Source organism: Collinsella aerofaciens, assembly GCF_005844325.1.
GTDB classification, from domain to species: Bacteria; Actinomycetota; Coriobacteriia; order Coriobacteriales; family Coriobacteriaceae; genus Collinsella; species Collinsella aerofaciens_G.
Map to the genome: position 1 here is coordinate 14408 of NZ_SPFY01000011.1, position 23022 is coordinate 37429.

General features: G+C 60.8%; 21 protein-coding genes. 20 read left to right on the forward strand and 1 reads right to left on the reverse strand.

The genetic code is table 11. The features are described from left to right. Positions 1–5 precede the first annotated feature (5 nt). The 7 genes from FGQ61_RS04925 (at position 6) to rpsJ (ending at position 10180) form a co-directional block, all read left to right on the forward strand. A complete protein-coding gene (locus tag FGQ61_RS04925) occupies positions 6–4496 on the forward strand; it encodes a DNA-directed RNA polymerase subunit beta' (protein ID WP_171021514.1) in 4491 nt (1496 codons plus the stop codon). Between the two features lie 200 nt (positions 4497–4696). Further along, the gene (locus tag FGQ61_RS04930; RefSeq protein ID WP_055285248.1) at positions 4697–5215 is read left to right on the forward strand and encodes an RNA polymerase sigma factor; all 519 of its coding nucleotides are present in this window, start codon (positions 4697–4699) and stop codon (positions 5213–5215) included. After that, a complete protein-coding gene (locus FGQ61_RS04935; RefSeq protein ID WP_138374769.1) occupies positions 5166–6242 on the forward strand; it encodes a DUF4179 domain-containing protein in 1077 nt (358 codons plus the stop codon). Before FGQ61_RS04930 ends, FGQ61_RS04935 begins: the two co-directional genes overlap by 50 nt. Before the next feature lie 524 nt (positions 6243–6766). Beyond that, positions 6767–7144 (forward strand): 30S ribosomal protein S12, encoded by a 378-nt coding sequence (gene rpsL / locus FGQ61_RS04940; RefSeq protein WP_006235012.1) that lies wholly within the window; start codon positions 6767–6769, stop codon positions 7142–7144. A gap of 73 nt (positions 7145–7217) precedes the next feature. Beyond that, positions 7218–7691: a 30S ribosomal protein S7 gene (gene rpsG / locus FGQ61_RS04945; protein ID WP_006235013.1), complete on the forward strand. Its 474-nt coding sequence runs from the start codon at positions 7218–7220 to the stop codon at positions 7689–7691. Positions 7692–7710: 19 nt separating this feature from the next. After that, on the forward strand, positions 7711–9810 hold the full coding sequence (gene fusA, locus FGQ61_RS04950; protein WP_022094183.1) for an elongation factor G: 2100 nt from the start codon (positions 7711–7713) through the stop codon (positions 9808–9810). 61 nt (positions 9811–9871) lie between these two features. After that, positions 9872–10180, forward strand: coding sequence for a 30S ribosomal protein S10 (gene rpsJ, locus FGQ61_RS04955; RefSeq protein ID WP_022094184.1), 309 nt, complete (start codon positions 9872–9874; stop codon positions 10178–10180). 116 nt (positions 10181–10296) lie between these two features. Here rpsJ and FGQ61_RS04960 read toward each other — a convergent pair whose 3' ends face one another. Continuing rightward, positions 10297–11073 carry a biotin--[acetyl-CoA-carboxylase] ligase gene (locus tag FGQ61_RS04960; protein ID WP_161144894.1) on the reverse strand — a complete coding sequence of 259 codons (777 nt, stop codon included), beginning with the start codon at positions 11071–11073 and terminating at the stop codon, positions 10297–10299. A gap of 176 nt (positions 11074–11249) precedes the next feature. Here FGQ61_RS04960 and FGQ61_RS04965 point away from each other — a divergent pair, with 176 nt between their 5' ends. From FGQ61_RS04965 to FGQ61_RS05025, 13 genes are all read left to right on the forward strand, one after another. Continuing rightward, entirely contained in the window at positions 11250–12209 is a 960-nt protein-coding gene (locus FGQ61_RS04965) for a 3-oxoacyl-ACP synthase III family protein (RefSeq protein WP_138374771.1), read from the forward strand. Between the two features lie 51 nt (positions 12210–12260). Then, positions 12261–12497, forward strand: a complete 237-nt coding sequence (locus FGQ61_RS04970; RefSeq protein ID WP_006235019.1) for an acyl carrier protein — start codon at positions 12261–12263, stop codon at positions 12495–12497. Between the two features lie 2 nt (positions 12498–12499). Next, a complete protein-coding gene (fabK, locus tag FGQ61_RS04975) occupies positions 12500–13444 on the forward strand; it encodes an enoyl-[acyl-carrier-protein] reductase FabK (protein WP_138374772.1) in 945 nt (314 codons plus the stop codon). Then, positions 13432–14373: an ACP S-malonyltransferase gene (locus FGQ61_RS04980; RefSeq protein WP_138374773.1), complete on the forward strand. Its 942-nt coding sequence runs from the start codon at positions 13432–13434 to the stop codon at positions 14371–14373. Before fabK ends, FGQ61_RS04980 begins: the two co-directional genes overlap by 13 nt. Positions 14374–14388: 15 nt before the next feature. Next, complete coding sequence (gene fabG / locus FGQ61_RS04985; RefSeq protein ID WP_138374774.1) at positions 14389–15162, forward strand: 3-oxoacyl-[acyl-carrier-protein] reductase; 774 nt, start codon at positions 14389–14391, stop codon at positions 15160–15162. A gap of 39 nt (positions 15163–15201) precedes the next feature. Further along, positions 15202–16449, forward strand: coding sequence for a beta-ketoacyl-ACP synthase II (fabF, locus tag FGQ61_RS04990; RefSeq protein ID WP_138374775.1), 1248 nt, complete (start codon positions 15202–15204; stop codon positions 16447–16449). Between the two features lie 3 nt (positions 16450–16452). Continuing rightward, positions 16453–16926, forward strand: coding sequence for an acetyl-CoA carboxylase biotin carboxyl carrier protein (accB, locus tag FGQ61_RS04995; protein WP_022094191.1), 474 nt, complete (start codon positions 16453–16455; stop codon positions 16924–16926). A 9-nt stretch (positions 16927–16935) separates the two neighbouring features. After that, entirely contained in the window at positions 16936–17358 is a 423-nt protein-coding gene (gene fabZ / locus FGQ61_RS05000) for a 3-hydroxyacyl-ACP dehydratase FabZ (RefSeq protein WP_117563763.1), read from the forward strand. Positions 17359–17368: 10 nt separating this feature from the next. Continuing rightward, positions 17369–18712 carry an acetyl-CoA carboxylase biotin carboxylase subunit gene (locus FGQ61_RS05005; protein ID WP_006235026.1) on the forward strand — a complete coding sequence of 448 codons (1344 nt, stop codon included), beginning with the start codon at positions 17369–17371 and terminating at the stop codon, positions 18710–18712. Then, the gene (accD, locus tag FGQ61_RS05010) at positions 18699–20423 is read left to right on the forward strand and encodes an acetyl-CoA carboxylase, carboxyltransferase subunit beta (RefSeq protein WP_138374776.1); all 1725 of its coding nucleotides are present in this window, start codon (positions 18699–18701) and stop codon (positions 20421–20423) included. The genes FGQ61_RS05005 and accD overlap by 14 nt, the downstream gene beginning before the upstream one ends. Positions 20424–20463: 40 nt before the next feature. Beyond that, entirely contained in the window at positions 20464–20940 is a 477-nt protein-coding gene (locus tag FGQ61_RS05015) for a hypothetical protein (RefSeq protein WP_138374777.1), read from the forward strand. After that, complete coding sequence (locus FGQ61_RS05020) at positions 20831–21679, forward strand: PTS sugar transporter subunit IIC (protein ID WP_138374778.1); 849 nt, start codon at positions 20831–20833, stop codon at positions 21677–21679. Before FGQ61_RS05015 ends, FGQ61_RS05020 begins: the two co-directional genes overlap by 110 nt. Before the next feature lie 150 nt (positions 21680–21829). Next, positions 21830–22984, forward strand: a complete 1155-nt coding sequence (locus FGQ61_RS05025) for a cation diffusion facilitator family transporter (RefSeq protein ID WP_229025915.1) — start codon at positions 21830–21832, stop codon at positions 22982–22984. Positions 22985–23022: the final 38 nt, after the last annotated feature.

Here is a 23022-nt window from a genome sequence, read left to right on the forward strand (position 1 = left end):
TGACTGTGGCAGATTTCGAAGCTACTGATTTTGACTCGGTAAAGATCTCCCTTGCCTCCGCCGACCAGATCCGTTCCTGGTCGCACGGTGAGGTCAAGAAGCCGGAGACCATTAATTACCGTACCCTCAAGCCCGAGAAGGACGGCCTGTTCTGCGAGAAGATCTTCGGTCCCGCCAAGGACTGGGAGTGCTCCTGCGGCAAGTACAAGGGCATCCGCTTTAAGGGCATCGTCTGCGAGCGCTGCGGCGTCGAGGTCACCTCGGCCAAGGTGCGTCGCGACCGCATGGGCCACATCGAGCTCGCCGCTCCCGTGTCCCACATCTGGTACTTCAAGAGCCCCACGAGCTTCCCGATGAGCCGTATGCTCGACATCAAGTCCAAGGACCTCGAGAAGGTTCTGTACTTTGCCAGCTACATCATCACCGAGGTTGACTACGAGGCTCGCGAGGCCGATGCCGATGACCTGCGCGAGGAGCTCGCCGCCGATCTGGAAGAGATCGATGCTGAGTGCGCCCGCCAGATCGAGTCCCTCAAGGAGCAGGGCGACCCCGAGAACTTCGACGAGTTCTCCGACGAGGAGCCGCTGACCCCCGAGGAGATCGCCTCTGGCATCGTCGACATCGAGGAAGAGTGCAAGGACGAGAAGCAGCTCCGCACGGACGCCTTCAACGCCTTCATGAAGCTCAGCGAGCGCGACCTCATTTCCGATGAGCCGCTGTTCCGCGAGATGACCCGCTACTACTCCATGTACTTCAAGGGTGGCATGGGTGCCGAGGCCGTCCGCGACCTGCTCGCTGCCATCGACCTCCCCTCCGAGGCCGAGAAGCTCAAGGCCATCATCGCCGACGAGGACTCCCAGAAGCAGAAGCGCGAGAAGGCCGTTAAGCGCCTCGAGGTCGTTGACGCCTTCCTGAAGGGCGGTAACAGCCCCGCGAATATGATTCTGGACGTCATTCCGGTCATTCCGCCCGATCTGCGCCCGATGGTCCAGCTCGACGGTGGCCGCTTCGCCGCGTCCGACCTCAACGACCTGTACCGTCGCGTGATCAACCGTAACAACCGACTCAAGCGCCTGCTCGACCTGGACGCCCCCGCGATCATCGTGAACAACGAGAAGCGCATGCTCCAGGAGTCCGTGGACGCCCTGTTCGACAACGGCCGTCGTGGTCGCCCGGTCTCTGGCCGTGGCGGTCGCCCGCTCAAGTCGCTCGCCGAGGCGCTCAAGGGCAAGCAGGGTCGTTTCCGTCAGAACCTGCTGGGTAAGCGTGTCGACTACTCCGGCCGTTCGGTCATCGTTACCGACCCTAAGCTGCTGCTGCACCAGTGCGGTCTGCCCAAGACCATGGCGCTGGAGCTCTTCAAGCCCTTCGTCATGAAGCGCCTGGTCGAGCTTGGCAAGGTCGAGAACATCAAGGGCGCCAAGCGCGCTATCGACCGTGGTGCCACCTTTGTGTGGGACATCCTCGAAGAGGTCATCGACGGCCGCGTCGTGCTGCTCAACCGTGCACCGACCCTGCACCGTCTGTCTATCCAGGCCTTTGAGCCGGTGCTGGTCGAGGGCAAGGCTATCCACCTGCACCCGCTGGTCTGCTCGCCCTTCAACGCCGACTTCGACGGCGACCAGATGTCTGTCCACGTGCCGCTGTCCAGCCAGGCTCAGGCCGAGGCCCGCGTGCTCATGCTCTCTGCGAACAACCTGCGCTCGCCGGCATCCGGCAAGCCGGTCAACATCCCCTCGCAGGACATGATCATCGGTGTGTACTACCTCACCCAGGTTCGCGAGGGTCTGCCGGGCGAGAACCACGTGTTCTCGAGCTTCGACGACGCGCTGCACGCCTATGACTGCCGCTCCGAGGTCGACATGCAGGCCAAGATCCAGGTCCGCGTGTCCGCTGCCGATGCCAACGTCATCAACGAGGACGGCACCCGTATCTTCCGCGTCAAGAACGGCAAGAACGAGTTTGTCGACTACGACGTTACCGGCAACAAGACCGCGCGCTTCGAGACCTCTATCGGCCGCATCATCTTCAACCGCCAGTGCCTGCCCGAAGACTATGAGTTCATGAACTACAAGATGGTCAAGGGCGACGTGGCCAAACTGGTTGCGGACTGCTGCGATCGTTACCCCGAGGCCAAGGTCGGCCCGATCCTCGACGCCATCAAGTACTCCGGCTTCCACTACGCTACCCGCGCCGGCCTCACCATCTCGGTGTGGGACGCTCTCATCCCTGCCGAGAAGCAGGAGCTGCTCGATCGCGCCCAGGCCAACGTCGACCAGATCAACGAGTACTTCGAGGAGGGCTTCATCAACGAGACGGAGCGCCACATCGAAGTCGTTAACGAGTGGACCGCTTGTACCGATAAGGTCGCAGCGCTCATGCTCGACATGTTCGACGAGGAGAACCCGCTGTACATGATGGCCGACTCCGGCGCCCGTGGTTCTAAGACCCAGCTGCGTCAGCTCGGCGGCATGCGTGGCCTGATGGCAGACATGTCCGGCGAGACGATCGACCTTCCCATTAAGGCGAACTTCCGCGAGGGTCTGCTGCCGCTCGAGTACTTCATTTCGACCTACGGCGCCCGTAAGGGCCTGGTCGATACCGCATCCCACACCTCGGACTCTGGTTATCTGACCCGTCGTCTGGTCGATGTGGCCCAGGACGTCATTGTCCGCGAGGAGGACTGCGGTACGCACGAGGGCGTCACCTACAACCTCATCATCCCCGGCACCACCGACCTCAACACCGACCTCAACACCGACCTCGTCGGCCGTTGCTTCATTGAGGACGTCGTGGCCCCCGATGGCACCGTGCTCTTTGAGCAGGACGGCTACATCGAGAAGGTCGCCGACATCCAGAAGATGGTCGATGCGGGCCTTAAGAAGGTCAAGCTTCGCGCGCTGCTCACCTGCCGCTCCAAGTACGGCGTGTGCCAGAAGTGCTACGGCTGGGATCTTTCCACCCGTCGTCCGGTCGCTATCGGTACTGCCGTCGGCATTATTGCCGCCCAGTCCATCGGCGAGCCCGGTACGCAGCTTACGATGCGTACCATTCACTCCGGCGGCGTCGCTGGCGTCGACGATATTACGCAGGGTCTGCCTACGGTCAGCCGTATGTTCGATATCGTCGGCAACGTCAACGAGAAGATCCTGGGCCGCGAGGCCGAGCTGGCTCCGTACTCCGGTCACCTCTCGATTAAGCCCGAGAAGTCCGAGTACGTGCTGACGCTCACCGACTCCGAGGATCACACCCGTGTCCTCGACGAGCGTCGCGTCCCCGCTTCGGTGCGCTTCATGCCTGAGATCGAGGACGGCTGCGAGGTTCGCGCCGGCGACCAGATCACCAAGGGCTTCGTCAACTTCCGCAACCTGCGCAAGCTGACCGACATCGAGTCGACGATGCACACCTTCGTCGAGAGCGTAAAGGACGTCTACACCAGCCAGGGCGTCGACCTGAACGACAAGCACATCGAGGTGCTCGCACGTCAGATGCTGCGTCGCGTTCAGATCACTAACCCCGGCGACTCCAAGTACCTGCTTGGTCAGTACGTCGACCGCTACGAGTTCGCCGACGAGGTCGAGCGCGTTGCCCGTCTGGGTGGTCAGGCTCCTGTGGCCGAGCCCGTCATCCTGGGTACGCTCAAGGTCGCGTCCAACATCGACTCCTGGCTGTCGAGCGCTTCGTTCATCCGTACCGCCGGCGTCCTTACCGAGGCTGCTATTGAGGGCAAGGTCGACCACCTGCTCGACCTTAAGTCCAACGTCATCGTCGGTAAGAAGATCCCGGCTGGTACCGGCCTCAAGCCGTACGCCAACGCCAAGCTGACGTATCGCACGGCCGACGGCTACGTGGACATCGACGGCCCGGCTTCGCCCAACGCCAAGTCGCTGCCCGAGTGGGCTCCTGTGGAGCTCAAGGACCTGGACGAGCAGCTCCCGCAGCAGCTCGACTGGGCCGGCTACGACGAGTTCGGTGGTGCTGACGGTTCGTTCACCCGCAACGGCCACACCATCTCCGCCGAGAAGGCTCGCCTGTACCTGTTCGACGACCTGGGCGTGTCGCAGCGCTGGACCAACAAGTTCAGCGAGGTCGGCATCGAGACGGTCGGCGACCTGGTCGGCAAGTCCGAGGAGGATCTGCTGCGCATCGATGGCATCGGTGCCAAGGCGATCGAGGAGCTCCGTGACGGCCTCGAGGCCCACGACCTGCTCTACATCCTCGAGAACAACGACGACGTTGCCGACGAGGAAGACCTCTCGCAGCTGCTGCAGATGGTCTTTAGCCCCGACGGTCCGGACGACATCCTGCTGGGCACCTCCGCCACGCCGACGCATCACGCCGACGCCGACGAGGAGCTCCTGGGCGCCCCGATCGACGACAAGAAGGCTCCCGCCAACGGCGCGATCAACGAGGACATGGCGTCCCTCGACGAGCTGCTCAACCAGCTCGTGGACACCGACGACGCCGAAGAGGCAAAGGACAACGACGAGGAGTAATTTCCTAGTACGTTAACCGTCCTTCCAAAGACCCGTTTCCCAACAGGGAAGCGGGTCTTTTTGTTAAAGAAAACCTGCCAAAAAGGGACAGGTATATTTTGGTAGGTTTTTCCTGCTTGAATTTGAAACATTTCGCCCGACAAGAGCGTATCTAAGGTGAGGGCCTCACCAAGAATTATTAACGTCACCGGGAGGTGATTATGGAAGAACAAGCATTTAGACAGGCGGTCGAGGATCACCGTGATGTCGTGTTTCGAATCGCATTGACGTACCTGCGCGATCGTGCCGATGCCGACGATATTGCCCAGGATGTCTTTCTTAAGTTGCTTAAAAGCGATGGACACTTTGAAAGTTGGGAACATCTTCGCCGCTGGCTTATCCGGGTCACGATCAATGAATGTAAATCGCTCTTTCGAAAGCCATGGAGGCGTGTGGAGGATATTGAGAACCTGGCCGATTCGCTTTCGGCGGCGCAGGATGAGACCAAGGCGGTCCTGTCAGACGTTATGCGACTTCCGGAGCGATTCCGCGTTCCCATCGTGCTCTATTACTATCTGGGCTTTTCGACCTCAGAGATTGCCGAGTTGTTGCATGTACCAGCCGCGACCGTTCGAACGCGTTTGGCTCGCGGCAGGTCGAAGCTCAAGTTCATCCTAGAGGAGGGCGACCGTGAAATCCAATCAAATCAAGCAGGCCTTCGAGTCCATCCAAGCCGATAGCAATCTTGCAGATCGCGTTCTTAATACTGCTGCGGGTGAGCCGCTTCATCGAAAGGGCCATGCGAAGCCTCTCTATGTTGCCGTAATCGGGTGTCTTGTCGGAGTGTTGGCGACCGGAGGGGTCGCCTACGCAGTTATCAATTCCAGCTATTTTGCCTCAGCCTGGGGAAACCACGGCAACGGGGATTCCATTACCTGGACCAACGGCGGCTCATCGGGGACTCAATATACCTACACCAGAGAGTTCGGTGACGGCATCGCGCCCCAAAGCCTGGAGGGCACAGTCCAGAAGGTTGATCTGTCCGTCGAGGGTAATGGCTATACGCTCGATATCCATGAGATGGCTATTGACCAAAACGGCTGCGGAGCCGTGACGTTTACGTTGTCCAATCCAAATGGCGTTAACTACTACAAGCCGGCAGCAGAGACAGGCGAACTTGTTCTCTATGGTGAAGAAGAACAAGGCATCGGCACGCCCAGCATGAACTTCGGCGAGGAATGGGCTGACACACGCTGCACCATTGATAAGGACACATCAAGCGCCACGGTCATTAATGGCACGATGTACTTTGCCTCTATGGATCGCGAGCGAGGTTTTCAACATGCGGTCACCTGGAATATCTCGTGGACCGAGGGCGAAGGCGAGGATGCGAAGCCGTTCGAGGCATCGACGCCCGAGTTTAGCGTTGGAGCTTACGTCGATACAAAGGAACTCCGCTCCGATGACTCGCCTCTCGAGATCAGCCCGTTTTCTATCCAGACACACATCGATGATCTGGGCATTGATGCAGTTGATAATAAGCTGACCGTCAGCTACAAGGATGGATCGGAGCAGATTATCGAAGATGACGACGCAGGGGTGTTCAACTTATATTTTTCTTATGCGCGCAATAGCGGAGAGAACATCTGGCTGCCAACGAAGTTGATCGATGTCGACCAAGTGGTCTCAGTAACGCTTGAGGGCACGAGGTACACGTCAACAGGAGAGACCGAAACGGAAGAGTCCTTTACTATCGTCTATTCGTAAGGTCTGAGGCCGCTTCCTACTAGGGGAAGCGGCCTCTTTTGCGTTAAATGGAAACGCCGCCGATTTCCATGCGACAGATGAGAGCAGATTACCGCTGGAGCGCGACGTTTCCCCAGATAAAACCGATCAAAATAAACCTGTCCCTTTTTGGCAGGTAACGTTGCCCCGACGAGCACATCGGATTCCCGGTCCGGGCGGCCCGCTGTTTAAGTTTGTCGCGAGTTCCGCACGCAAAGGAAAGCACTTAATGTGCTTTCCGTCTTGCGCAGGACTGTAGAGCAGCAAACTTAAACAGCGGGCCGCCCGGACCGGGAATCCGCCCCCGCGCACAGAAGGGGATTCCTTTTGTGTAGGCTTTGCGGAAATATGCTCATTTTGGGATACGCCCGGCGGCGTGGTCTGTTGACGGCACAGCTAACGCCACGTATCCTATCGAACTGCGTGTTTCGTAGGGGGATGCTGACCCCTCGATTCAAGCCGTTGCACTTTACAGAAAGCTGGAATCATTCGAGAAGGAGTACGCTTTGCCTACTATTAACCAGCTGGTTCGCCAGGGCCGTCGTTCCGTGCCCAAGAAGTCCAAGAACGCTGCTCTGCAGCACAACTCCCAGAAGCGCGGCGTGTGCACCCGCGTCTTCACCACGAGCCCTAAGAAGCCGAACTCGGCTCTTCGTAAGGTTGCCCGTGTTCGCCTTGTCAACGGCATCGAAGTTACTGCTTACATCCCGGGTGAGGGCCACAACCTGCAGGAGCACTCCATCGTGCTCGTCCGCGGCGGTCGTGTCCGTGACCTCCCTGGTGTCCGTTATCACGTCATCCGTGGCGCCTACGACGCTGCTCCGGTCCAGAACCGTATGCAGGCCCGTTCCAAGTACGGTGCTAAGCGCCCCAAGGCTAAATAAGCCAGATAACGTTTTGATACTTTCGCCGTGTGCCGCCTAAGGGCCGCACGGTAGACACTTAAGGAGATTTCACATGCCGCGTCGTGCAGCAGCTAATCGTCGTGAGGTTCAGCCTGACGCCGTTTACAACAACCGCCTGGTGACTCAGCTCATCAACAAGGTCCTTCTTGACGGCAAGAAGGCCACCGCTGAGCGCATCGTTTACACCGCTTTCGAGATCGTTGCCGAGAAGTCCGAGGGTGGCGACGCTCTCGCTACCTTCAAGAAGGCTATGGACAACGTCAAGCCCACGCTCGAGGTTAAGCCCAAGCGTGTCGGTGGCGCTACCTATCAGGTCCCGATGGAGGTCAACTCCCGTCGTTCCACCGCTCTGGGCATCCGCTGGATCGTCAACTTCTCCCGCGCTCGCAAGGAGAAGACCATGGCCGAGCGTCTCGCCAACGAGATCCTCGACGCCTCCAACGGCCTGGGCGCTTCCGTCAAGAAGCGTGAGGACGTCTTCAAGATGGCCGAGGCCAACCGCGCGTTCTCTCACTATCGTTGGTAAGTTAAGGTAAGGAACTAACATGGCTAAGCCTAAGTACAAGCTTTCCGATACCCGTAACATCGGCATCATGGCTCACATCGATGCCGGTAAGACCACCACGACCGAGCGTATTCTTTACTACACCGGTAAGACCCACAAGATCGGTGAGGTCCATGAGGGCGCTGCCACCATGGACTGGATGGTTCAGGAGCAGGAGCGCGGCGTAACCATTACCTCCGCTGCTACCACCTGCTTCTGGAACAAGGACGGTAAGGACTACCGCATCCAGATCATCGACACCCCGGGCCACGTTGACTTCACCGCCGAGGTCGAGCGCTGCCTGCGCGTCCTCGATGGCGCTGTCGCCGTCTTCGACGCTGTTGCCGGCGTTCAGCCCCAGTCTGAGACCGTTTGGCGTCAGGCTTCTACCTTCAACGTCCCCCGCATCGCCTTCATCAACAAGTATGACCGCGTGGGCGCTGACTTCTTCAACGCTATCGAGACCATGAAGGATCGTCTCGACGCCAACGCCGTGGCCGCTCAGGTCCCGATGGGCGCCGAGGACAACTTCTGGGGCGTCATCGACCTGGTCACCATGACTGCATGGGACTTCAAGGCCGACGAGAAGGGTATGACCTACCCCGAGCCGATGGACGAGATCCCGGCTGAGTTTGCCGACATCGCTGCCACCAAGCGCGAGGAGCTCCTCGACGCTGCTGCCAGCTTTGACGACGAGCTCATGGAGAAGATCCTCATGGAGGAGGACTTCACCGTCGAGGAGCTCAAGGCTGCTCTGCGCAAGGGTGTTCTGGCCAACGAGCTCAACCTCGTCTTCGTGGGCTCCGCCTACAAGAACAAGGGCGTTCAGGAGCTGCTCGACGCTGTCGTCGACTACCTGCCCAGCCCGCTCGACGTCGAGGCCGTCACCGGTACCGATCCGGACACCGGCGAGGAGATCCAGCGTCATCCTTCCTTCGACGAGCCCTTCTCCGGCCTGGTCTTTAAGATCATGACCGACCCGTTCGTCGGTAAGCTCACCTATGTCCGCGTTTACTCCGGCCGCGCTGAGTCCGGCTCCTACGTGGTCAACGCTTCCAACGGTCAGCGCGAGCGTCTCGGCCGCATCCTCGAGATGAACGCCGCCGAGCGTATCGACCGTGACGACGCTGCCGCCGGCGACATCGTCGCTTGCGTCGGCTTCAAGAACTCCACCACCGGTGACACCCTGTGCGCCGAGGGCAAGGAGATCGTCCTCGAGAAGATCGAGTTCGCTAAGCCCGTTATCGACGTTGCCATCGAGCCCAAGACCAAGGCCGAGCAGGACAAGATGTCCCTGGCTCTGACCAAGCTCGCCGAGGAGGACCCGACCTTCCAGGTGTCCACCAACCACGAGACCGGCCAGACCATCATCGCCGGCATGGGCGAGCTGCACCTCGAGATCATCGTCGACCGTCTGCTCCGCGAGTTCAAGGTTGACGCTAACGTTGGTAAGCCCCAGGTTGCCTACCGCGAGACCGCTGGTCACGACGTCGAGAAGGCTGAGGGCAAGTTCGTCCGCCAGTCCGGCGGTCGCGGTCAGTACGGCCACGCCGTCATCAAGCTCGAGAAGATGGAGGAGGGCTTCGGCTACGAGTTCGTCAACGCTATCGTCGGCGGCGTCGTGCCCAAGGAGTACATCCCGTCCATCGACAAGGGCATCCAGGAGGCCCTGAACACCGGTGTTATCGCCGGCTTCCCGGTCCTCGACGTCAAGGTCACCCTGTTCGACGGTTCTTACCACGAGGTCGACTCCTCCGAGGCCGCCTTCAAGATCGCCGGTTCCATGGCTATCAAGGACGCCCTCAAGAAGTCCGATCCGCAGCTGCTCGAGCCGATCATGGCTGTCGAGGTCGAGACCCCCGAGCAGTACATGGGCGACGTTATGGGCAACCTCTCCGGTCGCCGCGGCAAGATCGAGGGTATGGAGGATCGCAAGAACAGCAAGCTCATCCGTGCCAAGGTGCCGCTGGGCGAGATGTTCGGTTACGCTACCGACCTTCGCTCCCAGACCCAGGGCCGTGCATCCTACACGATGCAGTTCGACTCTTATGAGCCTGCGCCCAAGTCCATCGTGGACGAGGTCATGAGCAAGAACGCCTAAGTTCGAGCTCCCTGTTACGTAATCCTGCGAGAACATCTCTCGCACTCTTTGGAGGTTTAAGTTGGCTACCCAGAAGATCCGCATTCGCCTCAAGGGCTATGATCACGAGGTCGTCGATCAGTCCGCGAAGCTCATCGTCGAGACCGCTCAGAAGACCGGCGCTCGCGTTTCCGGTCCTGTCCCCCTGCCCACCGAGCGCAACCTGTACACGGTTATCCGCTCGCCGCACGTGAACAAGGACTCCCGTGAGCAGTTCGAGATGCGCACCCACAAGCGCCTCATCGACATCCTCGACCCCACCTCGGGCACCGTTGATTCGCTCATGCGTCTCGACCTCCCCGCTGGCGTCGACATCGACATCAAGCTCTAAGCGATATCGCTCATAGCTTAAAGGGCCCCGCTGCCGTTACGGTAGCGGGGCCCTTTTGTTTTGAGTTTAGATTTTGGGATAGCGAATTCGTCTGCCGAGCCGGCGGCTGCGGCGCCCTATTCGCTCAGGGGGCGCAAGGATGCTTCTTCGAAGTGGAAGACGCACAAGCCGCTCTCGGTCTCAATGCATGCGCGGCCGCAATCGTCGACCGTTCTAAATATGCCTCGTGCCAGCTCGTCTCCAGCGGGGGAGCGGGCGATAACGTGCTTCCCGATCCAATTGAGGTGAGCGATATATTCGTCGTGGACGGGCGCGAGCGGACCGGCGTTTTCTTCCATGGCGTTGAGGCGCTCTGCCCAGGTATCTACAGCGTCTATAACTGCGTGATAGACCTCATCGAGGAGCATGTCGACGGCGGGAACGCTCTCGTTGAGGTCCGAGAGGCCAATTGCCGCCAGGCCGCCATCGGGCACCTCTTGGGGCGTGTAGTTTACGTTGACACCAATGCCGCAGACGGCGAAAGGTTTGCCTTCGTTATCGCGTGCGGCCTCGACCAGAATGCCGCCGAGCTTGCGTCCTCGCGCGACCAGGTCGTTGGGCCATTTGAGGGCTATTTCGCTTGCAAGGCCTTGCTTTTCGAGTGCTTCGAGCACCGCTAGGCCGCTGACGGCGGCAAGACCAGAGTACTTTGCGGGATTAACGCATGGACGCAGGACAATCGAAAGCAATAGGTTGCCGGCGGTTGAATCCCACTTGTGGCCGCGCCGGCCGCGTCCTGCCGTTTGCGCGCGGGCGGCAAGTCCTGTGCCGTGCGGCGCACCCTGTTTTCCTGCCTCGAGCAGGTCATCGTTGGTCGATCCGGTTACGTCGACAATCGTTAATTGGGCATCCATAGCGGCTGCTACCTCCTTATTGAATAAGTGAATGACGCAATGGTGTCGAGAGATAGACACAATGTGAAGCCTTTGTCGCATTTGGACAATTTAATGTTAACACGTCAACAAAGACTGAAATGCGTTATCCTCTCTTGGTCGATGTAAACACGTCAACAACTCAAAGGAGGTTAGTGATGGGTTTCACGATTCTTGGAACAGGCTCGGCGCTTCCTGAACGCAGTGTTTCCAATGACGAGCTGTCTGAGTTCCTCGATACCTCGGATGAGTGGATTTTTACCCGCACGGGTATCAAGAGCCGCCACGTCTGCACCACCGAGTCACTTGACGACCTTGCCGTAGCGGCGAGTGAGCGGGCACTCCAGGTGTCCGGAATCGACGCGAGCCAGCTGGATCTGATCGTCTGCTCGACGACGACGGGTGACCACCTTGTTCCCGCTGAGGCGTGTGCCGTTGCTGAGCGACTAGGCGCGACGTGCCCTGCCTTCGATGTCTCGGCGGCTTGTGCCGGCTTCGTATTTGCGCTCGATGTCGCCGAGGGCTATATCGCCCGCGGTCGCGCCGAGCGCGTGCTTGTCGTTGCTGCCGAGCAGATGACGCGCGCGCTCGACTGGACCGACCGTGCCACCTGCGTGCTCTTTGGCGATGGGGCAGGCGCCGCAGTGATTGAGGCTGGGGGAGACAGTCCCCTTGCCGTTGAGCTTTCGACGGCGCCCGACGTCGAGACGTTGCGCGTTCCCGGTCTGGTCGGTACCTCGCCGTTTAAGGCTTCCGCAGATAGCGCGAGCGTGCTGTCCATGAATGGCCGCCGCGTGTTCAAGTTCGGCGTCAACGCCATCTGCGACACGGTCCATAAGCTTGCGATCGATGCGGGCATTTTGGTCGAAGACATCGATCATTTTGTATTCCATCAGGCTAACGAACGAATCCTGAGCCAGGCGGTCAAGCGCCTGGGCGTGCCGGACGAGCGCGTGGTTCGCACGTTGCGCGAGACCGGCAACATTTCGAGCGCATGCATTCCGCTTGCCCTCGACCGGCTGGCAAACGCCGGTGCACTTCACACAGGCGACACCATCGCCTTGGTTGGATTTGGCGCCGGTCTGGATATAGGTGGCTATCTGCTTCGTTGGAAGTAGTCGCACATAGGAAATAAAAACGCCCTAGGGCACAACCAAAGGAGAACTACCATGGCAGATCAGAAGACCTTCGAGCGCGTTTGCGACGTTATCCGCGAGACCGCCGGTCTTGACGATGTCGAGATGAAGCCCGAGTCCACGCTCGAGGAGATTGGTCTCGACAGCCTGGGCACCGTCGAGATCCTCGTTGCCGTCGAGGACGAGTTTGGCATCCAGCTCGATACCGAGGAGAACCCCAAGACGGTCGGCGAGTTCGCCGATACGGTCGAGGCGGCATTGGAGAAGTAGAGATGCTCAAGACTCCTCTCTGCGATCTGCTCGGCATCGAAAAGCCCGTGTTCCAGGGCGGTATGGCCTGGATTGCCGATGCCTCGCTGGCGTCCGCAGTGTCCGAGGCGGGTGGCTTAGGCATCATCGCGGCCATGAACGCCGACGCCAACTGGCTTCGCGACCAGATTCATGAGCTGCGCGCCAAGACGGATAAGCCCTTTGGCGTCAACGTCATGCTCATGAGCCCGTTTGCCGACGAGGTCGCGCAGGTCGTGATTGACGAGCGAGTGCCGGTCGTCGTGACGGGCGCCGGCAATCCCGCCAAGTACATGAAGGCGTGGAACGAGGCGGGCATCAAGGTCATCCCGGTCGTTGCCTCGGTGGCGCTGGCGCGCCTCGTGGCACGTCGTGGAGCCACGGCGGTTGTTGCCGAGGGTACCGAATCGGGCGGCCATATTGGCGAGACCTCGACGATGGCACTGGTGCCGCAGGTCGTCGATGCGGTTGACATTCCCGTCGTGGCCGCCGGCGGTATTGCCGACGGCCGCGGCGTGGCGGCCGCCTTTATGCTGGGCGCCGAAGGCGTGCAAGTGGGTACGCGCTTTCTGGTCGCAGACGAGTGCACCGTCTCGGAGCAGTACAAAGAGATGGTCCTGAAGGCCAACGACACTTCAACGCGTGCGACCGGTCGCTCGACGGGACATCCAGTGCGCGCCCTCAAGAGCCCCTTCACCAACGCCTATGCCAAGAGCGAGGGTTTCGGCGCGAGTGCCGAGGAGCTCGGTGCTATGGGAACCGGTGCGCTGCGTAAGGCCGCCAAGGACGGCAACTACGAAGAGGGTTCGTTTTTGTGTGGACAGATTGCCGGCATGGTCAACGAGCGCCAGAGCGCACGCGAAATCGTTGACGACCTGGTCGCCGGCGCCGAGCACGTCCTGAAGGGTGCGTGCGCATGGGTGGCGTAGCGTTTTTGTTTGCCGGCCAGGGTGCCCAGCACCCCGCGATGGGCGTCGACTTGATCGAGACATCGCCGGCGGCCGCCGAGGTGTTCGCCATTGCCGATGAGGTGCGCCCGGGGACGAGCGAGCAGTGCCGGAGCGCCTCCAAGGAGGAGCTCTCGCAGACCGAGAACACGCAGCCTTGCGTGTTCGTGCACGACTTGGCTGTCGCCGTCGCCCTGCGCGAGCGCGGCGTGGTGCCTGCCGCCTGTGCGGGATTCTCGCTGGGCGAGGTCGCTGCACTCACCTTTGCGGGGGCATTCGATACGCGAGCGGGTTTTGAGCTCGTGTGTGAGCGCGCGGCATTGATGGCCACGGCGGCCGAGCGTCACCCCGGCGGCATGCGCGCCGTCATCAAACTTGATGCTGCGCAAGTCGAGAACCTAGCTGCGCAGGCCGGCGAGGACTGCTGGCCGGTCAACTACAACAGTCCCCAGCAGACGGTTGTGGCCGGAGCGCCCGATGCGCTGCAGACCCTCGACGTCCTAGTAAAAGAGGCTGGCGGCCGCGCCATGAAGGTCGCGGTGTCGGGTGCATTTCATAGCCCCTATATGGCCGAGGCGACCTGTGGCCTTGCAGCATATATTGAGGCCGGTCACGCGCCGTCCCCGTTGCTCATTCCTGTTTTGGCAAATATGACAGCGGCGCCCTATCCGGCGGACCCCCAGACGGCATCGGATGTCTTGGCCAATCAGGTGAGCCATGCCGTGCGCTGGGTCGATACGCTGCATGCTCTGCAGGATCAAGGCATCGACACATTTATTGAGGTCGGCCCCGGCAAAACGCTGTCCGGCCTGATCAAGCGTACGTTGAGCGACGTTCGTGTGTATTCGTGCGAGACGGCCGAGCAGGTCGCAGCTATTGCCGACGAGCTCGCATGGTCCACAGGGCTGTAACCCGAAAGGAATGACATGGGCAACTTGAACAACGGCGCGCTCGAGCGCAACGACTCACGTCGCGTGGCACTGGTCACGGGCGGCTCGCGGGGTATCGGCCGCGCCTGCGCTATCGGTCTGGCGGAGGATGGCTACGATATCGCCGTCGTCTATGCCGGCAGCGTCGATGCGGCGCGCGAGACGTGCGACGCCTGCGAGGCGGCTGGCGCCACGGCGCGCTCATATCAATGCGACGTGGCCGACCCCGCTGCCGTCAACGCGTGCGTGGAAGCGGTCCTCAACGACTTTGGCTCCATTTGGGCGCTCGTCAACAACGCTGGCATCACCCGCGATGGCCTGCTCATGCGCATGGGCGATGACGCCTTCGATCGCGTGCTCGATGTCAATCTTAAAGGAACGTTTAACACGACGCGCGCGCTCACCAAGACCTTTATGCGCCAGCGCGGCGGCTGCGTCGTCAACATGAGCTCGGTCGTGGGCCTGATGGGCAATGCTGGGCAAGCCAACTACGCTGCCTCCAAGGCGGGCGTGATCGGCCTGACCAAGGCGGTGGCGCGCGAGCTTGCGCCCCGCGGCGTACGAGTGAACGCGGTTGCCCCCGGGTTTGTCGAGACGGATATGACGGCAAAGCTCTCGGAGAAGGTGCGTACGGTAACCGAGGAGCAGATTCCCCTTAAGCGTATGGCGCGTCCCGAGGAGGTGGCCGGCGTGGTGCGCTTTTTGGCGAGCGATGCGGCTGCCTACATTACGGGTGAGGTCGTGCGCGTCGACGGCGGAATGGCGATGTAGAAACCAGGGCCGAAGAACGGCTTGGATGAGGAGACCATGATGGAACAGAGAGTTGCAATCACCGGTATCGGTGCCGTGTCGCCGCTCGGCAACACCGCGCTTGCCACCTGGGCGGCAATGTGTGCTGGCACGTGCGGCATCGGCCCGATCACGCACTTCGATACCGATGCGTTTGCCGTCAAGGTGGCAGCCGAGGTCAAGGGCTTTGACAGCAACGAGTACTTTGGCAAGCGTGACGCCAAGCATCTCGACCCCTGCGTTCAGTTTGCGATGGCGGCTTCGGACGAAGCCATGCACGATGCGGGCTTTGATGTCGAAGGCGCCATCGATCGCGAGCGCCTGGGCGTCTACGTGGGCTCGGGCGTGGGCGGCATGACGACGCTCGTCGACAACGTCCATACGATTGCCGAACGTGGGCCCCGCCGCGCATCGCCCTATATGATCGCGATGATGATCCCCAACATGGCATCGGGCAATATCGCAATCCGCCACAAGGCAAAGGGCCCGACCCTGCCCGTGGTGACCGCGTGCGCAACCTCGGCCCATGCGGTGGGCGAGGCGTTCCGCGCCATCAAGCACGGCTATGCCGACGCGATCCTCGCGGGCGGCGCCGAGGCTGCAATTATCCCCGATGCCGTTGCGGGCTTTACGTCCTGCCGCGCATTGACCACCAACCCCGATCCCGCGACGGCCTGCCGTCCGTTCGATGCAGACCGCGACGGCTTTGTGATGGGCGAGGGCGCCTGCGTGCTGGTACTCGAGAGCATGGAACATGCGCAGGCGCGCGGTGCGCACATTTATGCCGAGGTCGTGGGCTACGGCAACACCGATGATGCCTATCACATCACGAGTCCTGATCCCGAGGCTGCCGGCATTGCCCGCGCGATATCGCTGGCGGTGACCGAGGGCGACGTCAAGCCTTCCGAGGGTCTCTACATCAATGCCCACGGCACATCGACCAAGCTCAACGATTCGTCCGAGACGACGGGCATTAAGCGTGCGCTCGGCGAGGACGCGGCGCGCGCCGCGCACGTCTCGTCGACTAAGTCGATGACCGGCCACATGATCGGTGCCACGGGCGCCATCGAGGTCATGGCCTGCGCCATGGCGCTCGAGCAGGGCGTGGTGCCGCCGACCATTAACTACCACACGCCCGATCCCGCCTGCGATCTTGACTACACGCCCAATCGCGCGGTTCGCGCTGACCTTACCTGGGCGCTTTCGACCAACCTGGGCTTTGGCGGACACAACGCCGCCATCGCGCTGCGTAGATATACGAGGAGCTAGAGCATGGATTCCAAAAGACTTGCCGAGATAGCCGATGTTATGGAGGACCGCGGCCTCACGCGCGTACGCGTTGAGGAGCCCGATGGCACCGCGGTCGAACTCGAGCGCGCGAGCGCCGCACAGCCGGTTGCCGTGCCCATGCCCATGCCGAGCGCTATGGCCGCTCCAGTTGCAGCTCCCACAGTCGCGCCTGCCGCACCGGAGCCCGCCGCGCAGACACCTGCCGCCGCACCGGAGCCCAAGGGCACCGAGGTGACCGCTCCCATGGTCGGCGTTTTCTATGCTGCCCCGGCGCCGGGCGACGAGCCGTTTGTGCACGTGGGCTCTAAGGTCAAGGCCGGCGAGACGCTCTGCATCATCGAGGCCATGAAGGTTCTCAACGAGGTAACGGCAGAGGCAGACGGCGAGGTGCTCGAGATCTGCGTGGCCGACGGCGACCTCGTGGAGTTTGGCAGTTGCCTTATGAGGATCGGATAGGTGATATCCATGAACAAAGAAGAGCTTAAGGAACTGTTGCCGCATCGCGAACCGATGCTTTTGCTCGACGAGGCCGAGCTGGTGGGCGACGAGGCCCACGGCAAGATCACGATTACGGGCGACGAGTACTTTTTGCAGGGGCATTTTCCGGGAAACCCGGTGGTCCCCGGCGTGATTCAGTGCGAGATGCTCGCCCAAAACTGTTGCGTGCTGCTGATGGGCGATGAGGAAGCGCGCGGCGCGACGCCGTTCTACACGAGTCTGGACAAGGTGCGCTTTAAGCGTCCGGTGCGCCCGGGCGACACGGTTGATCTGGTGTGCACCATCACGCGTGCGCGCGGGCCGTTCCGCTTTGCGACGGGTACTGCGAGCGTCAACGGTGAGGTTTGCTGCCGCGCCGATATGTCTTTTGCACTCATGCACGAAAGTTAAGGAAGGCTTCATGTTCGACAAAGTGCTCATCGCCAACCGCGGCGAAGTCGCGGTCCGTGTTATCCGCGCGTGCCGCGATATGGGCATCAAGACCGTCGCCGTTTATTCCACGGCCGATGCGGACGCGCTGCACGTGCAGCTTGCCGACGAGGCGTATTGCATCGGCGGTCCGCGTCTTGCCGAGAGCTACCTCAACGACGATGCTGTGCTCACCTGTGCCGTAAAGTCGGGAGCTAAGGCAATTCATCCTGGCTATGGCTTTTTCTCCGAGAAGGCGAGCTTCGTGCGCGACTGCGACAAGTATGGCCTGGCGTTTGTTGGTCCTTCGGCCAAGGTGATCGACAGCATGGGCGACAAGGACGCCGCACGTCGAACGGCTGCCGCGGCGGGCGTGCCCATCGTGCCGGGCTGCGATTTGCTCAAAAGTCCCGAGGAGGCAACGGCCGAGGCTGAGCGCATTGGCTGCCCCGTGCTTATTAAGGCGCGTGCGGGCGGCGGCGGTCGCGGTATTCGTAAGGTCGAGCGCGTGGAAGATGCGGCAAAGGCCTTTATTGAAGCACGCGCCGAGGGCGAGGCCGTTTTTGGCGACGGCGAGTGCTACATGGAGAAGTTCGTCGCGCCGGCGCATCACGTTGAGGTACAGATTATGGCCGATAAGCAGGGCCATGTGTTTTCGCTCGGCGAGCGCGAGTGCTCGGTGCAGCGGCGCAACCAAAAGCTAATCGAGGAGAGCCCCGCGCCGTGCCTCGACGGACACGACGACATTCGTGCTCGCATGCACAAGGCAGCGCGTGACCTGGCTCGTGCCGTCGGCTACGAAGGAGCCGGTACCATCGAGTTCCTGTATTCGGACGACGGCAATTTCTACTTTATGGAAATGAACACGCGCTTGCAGGTGGAGCATCCGGTTACGGAGTTTGTGACCGATACCGACTTGGTCAAGTGGCAGCTGCGCGTGGCAGCCGGCCAGCCTCTGCCCTTTGAGCAGGAGGACATGCCGGTCCGCAACCACGCCATGGAGTGCCGCATCAATGCCGAAACGCCGGATTTTCTGCCGTCATGCGGAACGGTCACCGCGTTGCGTGTGCCGGGTGGTCCGCGCGTGCGCTGGGATTCCGCCATGTTTACCGGTGCTAAAGTTCCGCCGTACTACGACTCCATGCTTGGCAAGCTCATCGTGTGTGCGCCCACGCGTGACGGCGCCATTCGCAAGATGCGCTCGGCCCTGGGCGAGCTCGTGATTGAGGGCGTGAGCGAAAACAGCGAGCTTCAGCTCGACGTGCTGGCAAACGACGAGTTCTTGTCGGGCATGTATCACACCGATCTGATGGGGCATCTCTATGCTGATGAATAGAAAAGCGAAGACGGTCAACGTCCTCGAGGGACCGATGACCGAGTCGTGCGCCGAGTTTCCCGCGCGCCACGTGTTTATCAAGTGCCCGGAGTGCCGCCGCGTGATCGATGAGGCGCGCCTGCACGACAACCTCGAGGTCTGCCCTCGTTGCGGCAAACACTTTCGCGTGAGCGGGCGCGACCGCATGCGCATGACGATTGACGAGGGCACGTTTGAGGAATGGGATGCCAGTCTGGCGCCGGAGGACTTCCTCTCGTTTCCCGGCTATGCCGACAAGCTCAAGAGCGTGAGCGAGCGTTCGGGCGAGCACGATGCCGTTGTGTGCGGCAGGGGCAAAATCTGCGGTTGCGATACCGCGCTCTTCTTTATGGACGCCAACTTTATGATGGGCTCGATGGGTTCCGTGGTGGGCGAGAAGATCTGTCGCACATTTGAGCGAGCGACCGAGCTTGGATTGCCAGTTGTCGGCTTTACCGTTTCGGGCGGTGCGCGCATGCAAGAGGGCGTGACATCGCTTATGCAGATGGCCAAGATTTCTGCGGCGGTTAGGCGCCACAGCGAGGCGGGCGGCCTGTATATCACGGTGCTCACCGACCCCACGACCGGAGGCGTAACCGCGAGCTTTGCCATGGAGGGCGATATTATCCTGGCCGAGCCCGATGCCCTGACGGCATTTGCCGGCCCGCGCGTGATCGAGCAGAACATGCACAAGCGCCTGCCCAAGGGATTCCAGCGCTCCGAGTTTTTGCTGGAGCACGGCTTTTGCGATGCCGTTGTTCCGCGTGGCGAGATTGCGCTCACGGTAGGCGAGCTGCTGGCGCTGCACGAAGGGCACGCGCCCGGCCTGGGGGCACCGCATGAGATCGTGCATACGGGTCGCCGCGGCAAAAAGCTGGGACACTTGTTCAAGCGCTCGGCCGCACCAAAAACCGCGCTCGAGATTGTCAAGCAGACCCGCTCGGCAGATCGCGCCACGGCAGGCGAGATGATCTCGCTGGGCCTGGATGGATTTGTGGAGCTGCACGGCGACCGCTACTTTGGCGACGACGCTGCTGTGGTGGCTGGCATTGGCTGGAAAGACGGACGCCCCGTAACGGTCATCGCCATCGAGCGCGGCACCACGACCAAAGAGCGCATGCGTCGCAACTTTGGTATGGCACATCCCGAGGGCTACCGCAAAGCGCGTCGCCTGATGCGCCAGGCCGAAAAGTTTGGTCGACCGGTTCTGTGCCTGGTCGATACTTCGGGCGCGTTTTGCGGCATCGGTGCCGAGGAACGCGGTCAGGGCGAGGCCATCGCCCAGAATCTCATGGAGATGAGCGGCCTTAAGACGCCGATTGTCTCGGTGGTGACAGGCGAGGGCGGCTCTGGTGGCGCGCTGGCGCTGTCCGTGGCCGACCGCATCCTGATGCTCTCGAGCTCGGCCTATTCGGTCGTGAGCCCCGAGGCCTGTGCGTCGATCCTGTGGAAGGATACCGAGCGTGCGGATGAGGCCGCCGAGGCGCTTAAGCTCACGGCCCCCGATCTGCTGGCGCTCGGCATCATCGACGGCATTGTTGACGATAAGGGCCTGTCGCATGAGGAGATCGCCGGTGCCGTCATGTCCTCGGCATTTGATGCCTTCGATACGCTTGGGCAGCTCGACGACGCGACCCTCACAAACCTCCGCTACGAAAAGTACCGCGCAATCGGTCGATACCGCACGATGTGACAAAGGGACAGCCCGCATGTCATATTGGGAAAGGCGTTCCATGCTACAAGTTTCTAACACCTCGTTTACAACGTCGGTTTCATCAAACGCCATGGCCGTGGTGGACTATCTGTCCAAAAGCATGATGTCGGCGCTGCCGTTTATTGTCTGCGCGGCGTTGTTCCGCACCGTCGCTGTCATTATGGGCGAAGGCATGCTGGGCCTGTGGTCTGCCGATTCCGATATCTATCGCCTGTTCTACAGTTGGCTCTATAACGCCGGCTACTACTTTTTGCCCATTTATCTTGGTTGGGCGGCCGCCCGCCAGCTCGGTTGCTCGGAGCAGCTGGGCATGATGCTGGGCGGCGTATTGATTGCACCCGATTTACTCAAGCTTGTCGATGCCGCATCGACGACGGGGGGCATCGATGACTTCCGTGTATGGTCTGCTTCCTGCGCCGGTCAACGATTACACGACGACTGTTATTCCGGTTCTCATCTCGGTGCCCGTGCTATGGCGAGTGGAGTGTTTCTTTAAGCGCGTTATCCCTAAGGCCGTGGCGTTTTCGTTTGTTCCGTTTGCGACCTTGCTTGTCATGGTTCCGGTTTCGCTGTGCATTACGGCGCCGGCGGGCAGCTATCTGGGCATGCTGTTGGGCCAGCTTATGTTTATGCTTGGCAATTCCGGTGGCATTGTGTCGCTGCTCACGCTCATGGGGCTTGCCGCAGGCTGGGAGTTCCTAAAGATCGCGGGCGTCAGCAACGTCGTCCTATCGCTCGCCTATGCGCAGTTTATGAGTGTGGGAACGGATTCGTGCATCCTGATCGCCGCGACGATGGCAACGTTCGCCGTTTGGGGCATGCCCTTTGGCGCGTCGCTTCGCGTTGCGGATAAGGACGAGAAGGCGCTCATGCTGGGCTATTCGATCTCGGGTGTGCTTGGTGGCGTAAGCGAGCCGGCGCTGTACGGTTGCGGCTTTAAATATGGCAGGTGCCTGACGTGCATGGCCATTGGCGGCGCCGTCGGAGGCCTTGTTGCGGCCGTGGGCCACGTTACGGCCTATACCATCGGCATGACGAATGTCCTCATGGTCATTGGCTTTGCCACGGGCGGCATCTCGAACCTGCTGTGGTGCTGCGCTGCCGGTGGTGTAGCATTCGCGATGTCTGCGGCGCTGAGCTACTGCTTTGGTGTGGTGCCGACGAAGGGGCAGACGACGGGGGACGGAGCCGATTCGTCCGAAACAGTGGCGAGCGCTGCTGAGGTAAGCGCATAAACCTGTGCGACAAAAGGACGATTCCTTTGTCACATTCCAAGGCCGTGGCCCGTGTGGGCTGCGGCCTTTTTGTATCTTGAGGACAAAGTGGCTACACTACAATCCGTTTGAGCAATAGATATATAGGTAGTACCGTGGGGGCGGATGCAGATGGTCGAGTGGATAGTTAAGCGCGCGCAGGGCGATCGTGCGCGTGTGGGCACGTTAGCGGGCATGGTGTGTATTGTCGCCAATGTGGCGCTTTGTGCTGCGAAGGGCGCAATTGGTGTGCTGTCGGGATCGGTTTCGATCGTGGCGGATGCCATGAACAACCTGTCCGATGCTAGTTCGAATATCGTGAGCGTGCTGGGCTTTAAGCTGGCGAGCAAGCCGGCCGACCCCGAGCATCCTTACGGCCACGGTCGCTATGAGTATCTCTCGGGATTGGTCGTGGCGGCGCTCGTGCTGCTGATTGGCGTTGAGCTGGTGAAGTCCTCGGTTGAGCGCGTCATCCACCCCGAACCTGTCGAGTTCTCGCTTGCCCTGGTGGCAGTTCTAGCGCTTTCGATGGTCGTAAAGCTCTGGATGGCGGCCCTCAACCAAAAGCTCGGCGATCGCATTGAGTCCGAGACGCTGCATGCGACCGCGCAAGATTCCAAGAACGATGTTCTTGCCACGGGCGCCGTGCTAGCGTGCGCAATTGTTTCGCAGATGACGCACATCAATCTTGACGCATGGGTCGGCCTTGCCGTTGGCGCCTATATTGGCTGGAGCGGTTTTGAACTCATCCAGGATACGGTGAGCCCGCTTTTGGGCCAGACGCCCGATCCTAAGTTGGTCAAGCACATTCGAGACAAGATCATGAGCTACCCCGGCGTTTTGGGCGTTCACGATTTGATGGTTCACGATTACGGTCCGGGCAGGAAGTTTGCAAGCGCACATGCCGAGATGGCGGCCGAGGCCAGCCCGCTGGAAAGTCACGACACGCTCGATAACATCGAGCAGGCGTTTAGGGACGAGGACGGCATGATCGTCACGCTCCATTACGATCCCATCGTGACCGACGATCCAAAGGTGGCGAGCATGCGTTTACGCATTAACGCCATGGCCCAACAGATCGATAGCCGCCTTTCGATTCACGATCTGCGCTGTGTGCCGGGTCCTACGCACACCAACGTGATCTTTGACTGCGTGCGTCCCTCGGATATGGGCATGGACGCCGAGGACCTGAAGCACGCGTTGGCCCAGAGGGTCGAATCGGAATACCCCAAGTCGATTGCCAAGATTACGATCGACGAAGACTACGTAGGACATACCCACGAGTAGGGCTGTGCCGGCAAAGCAAGTTATACAGAAGGGGAGAG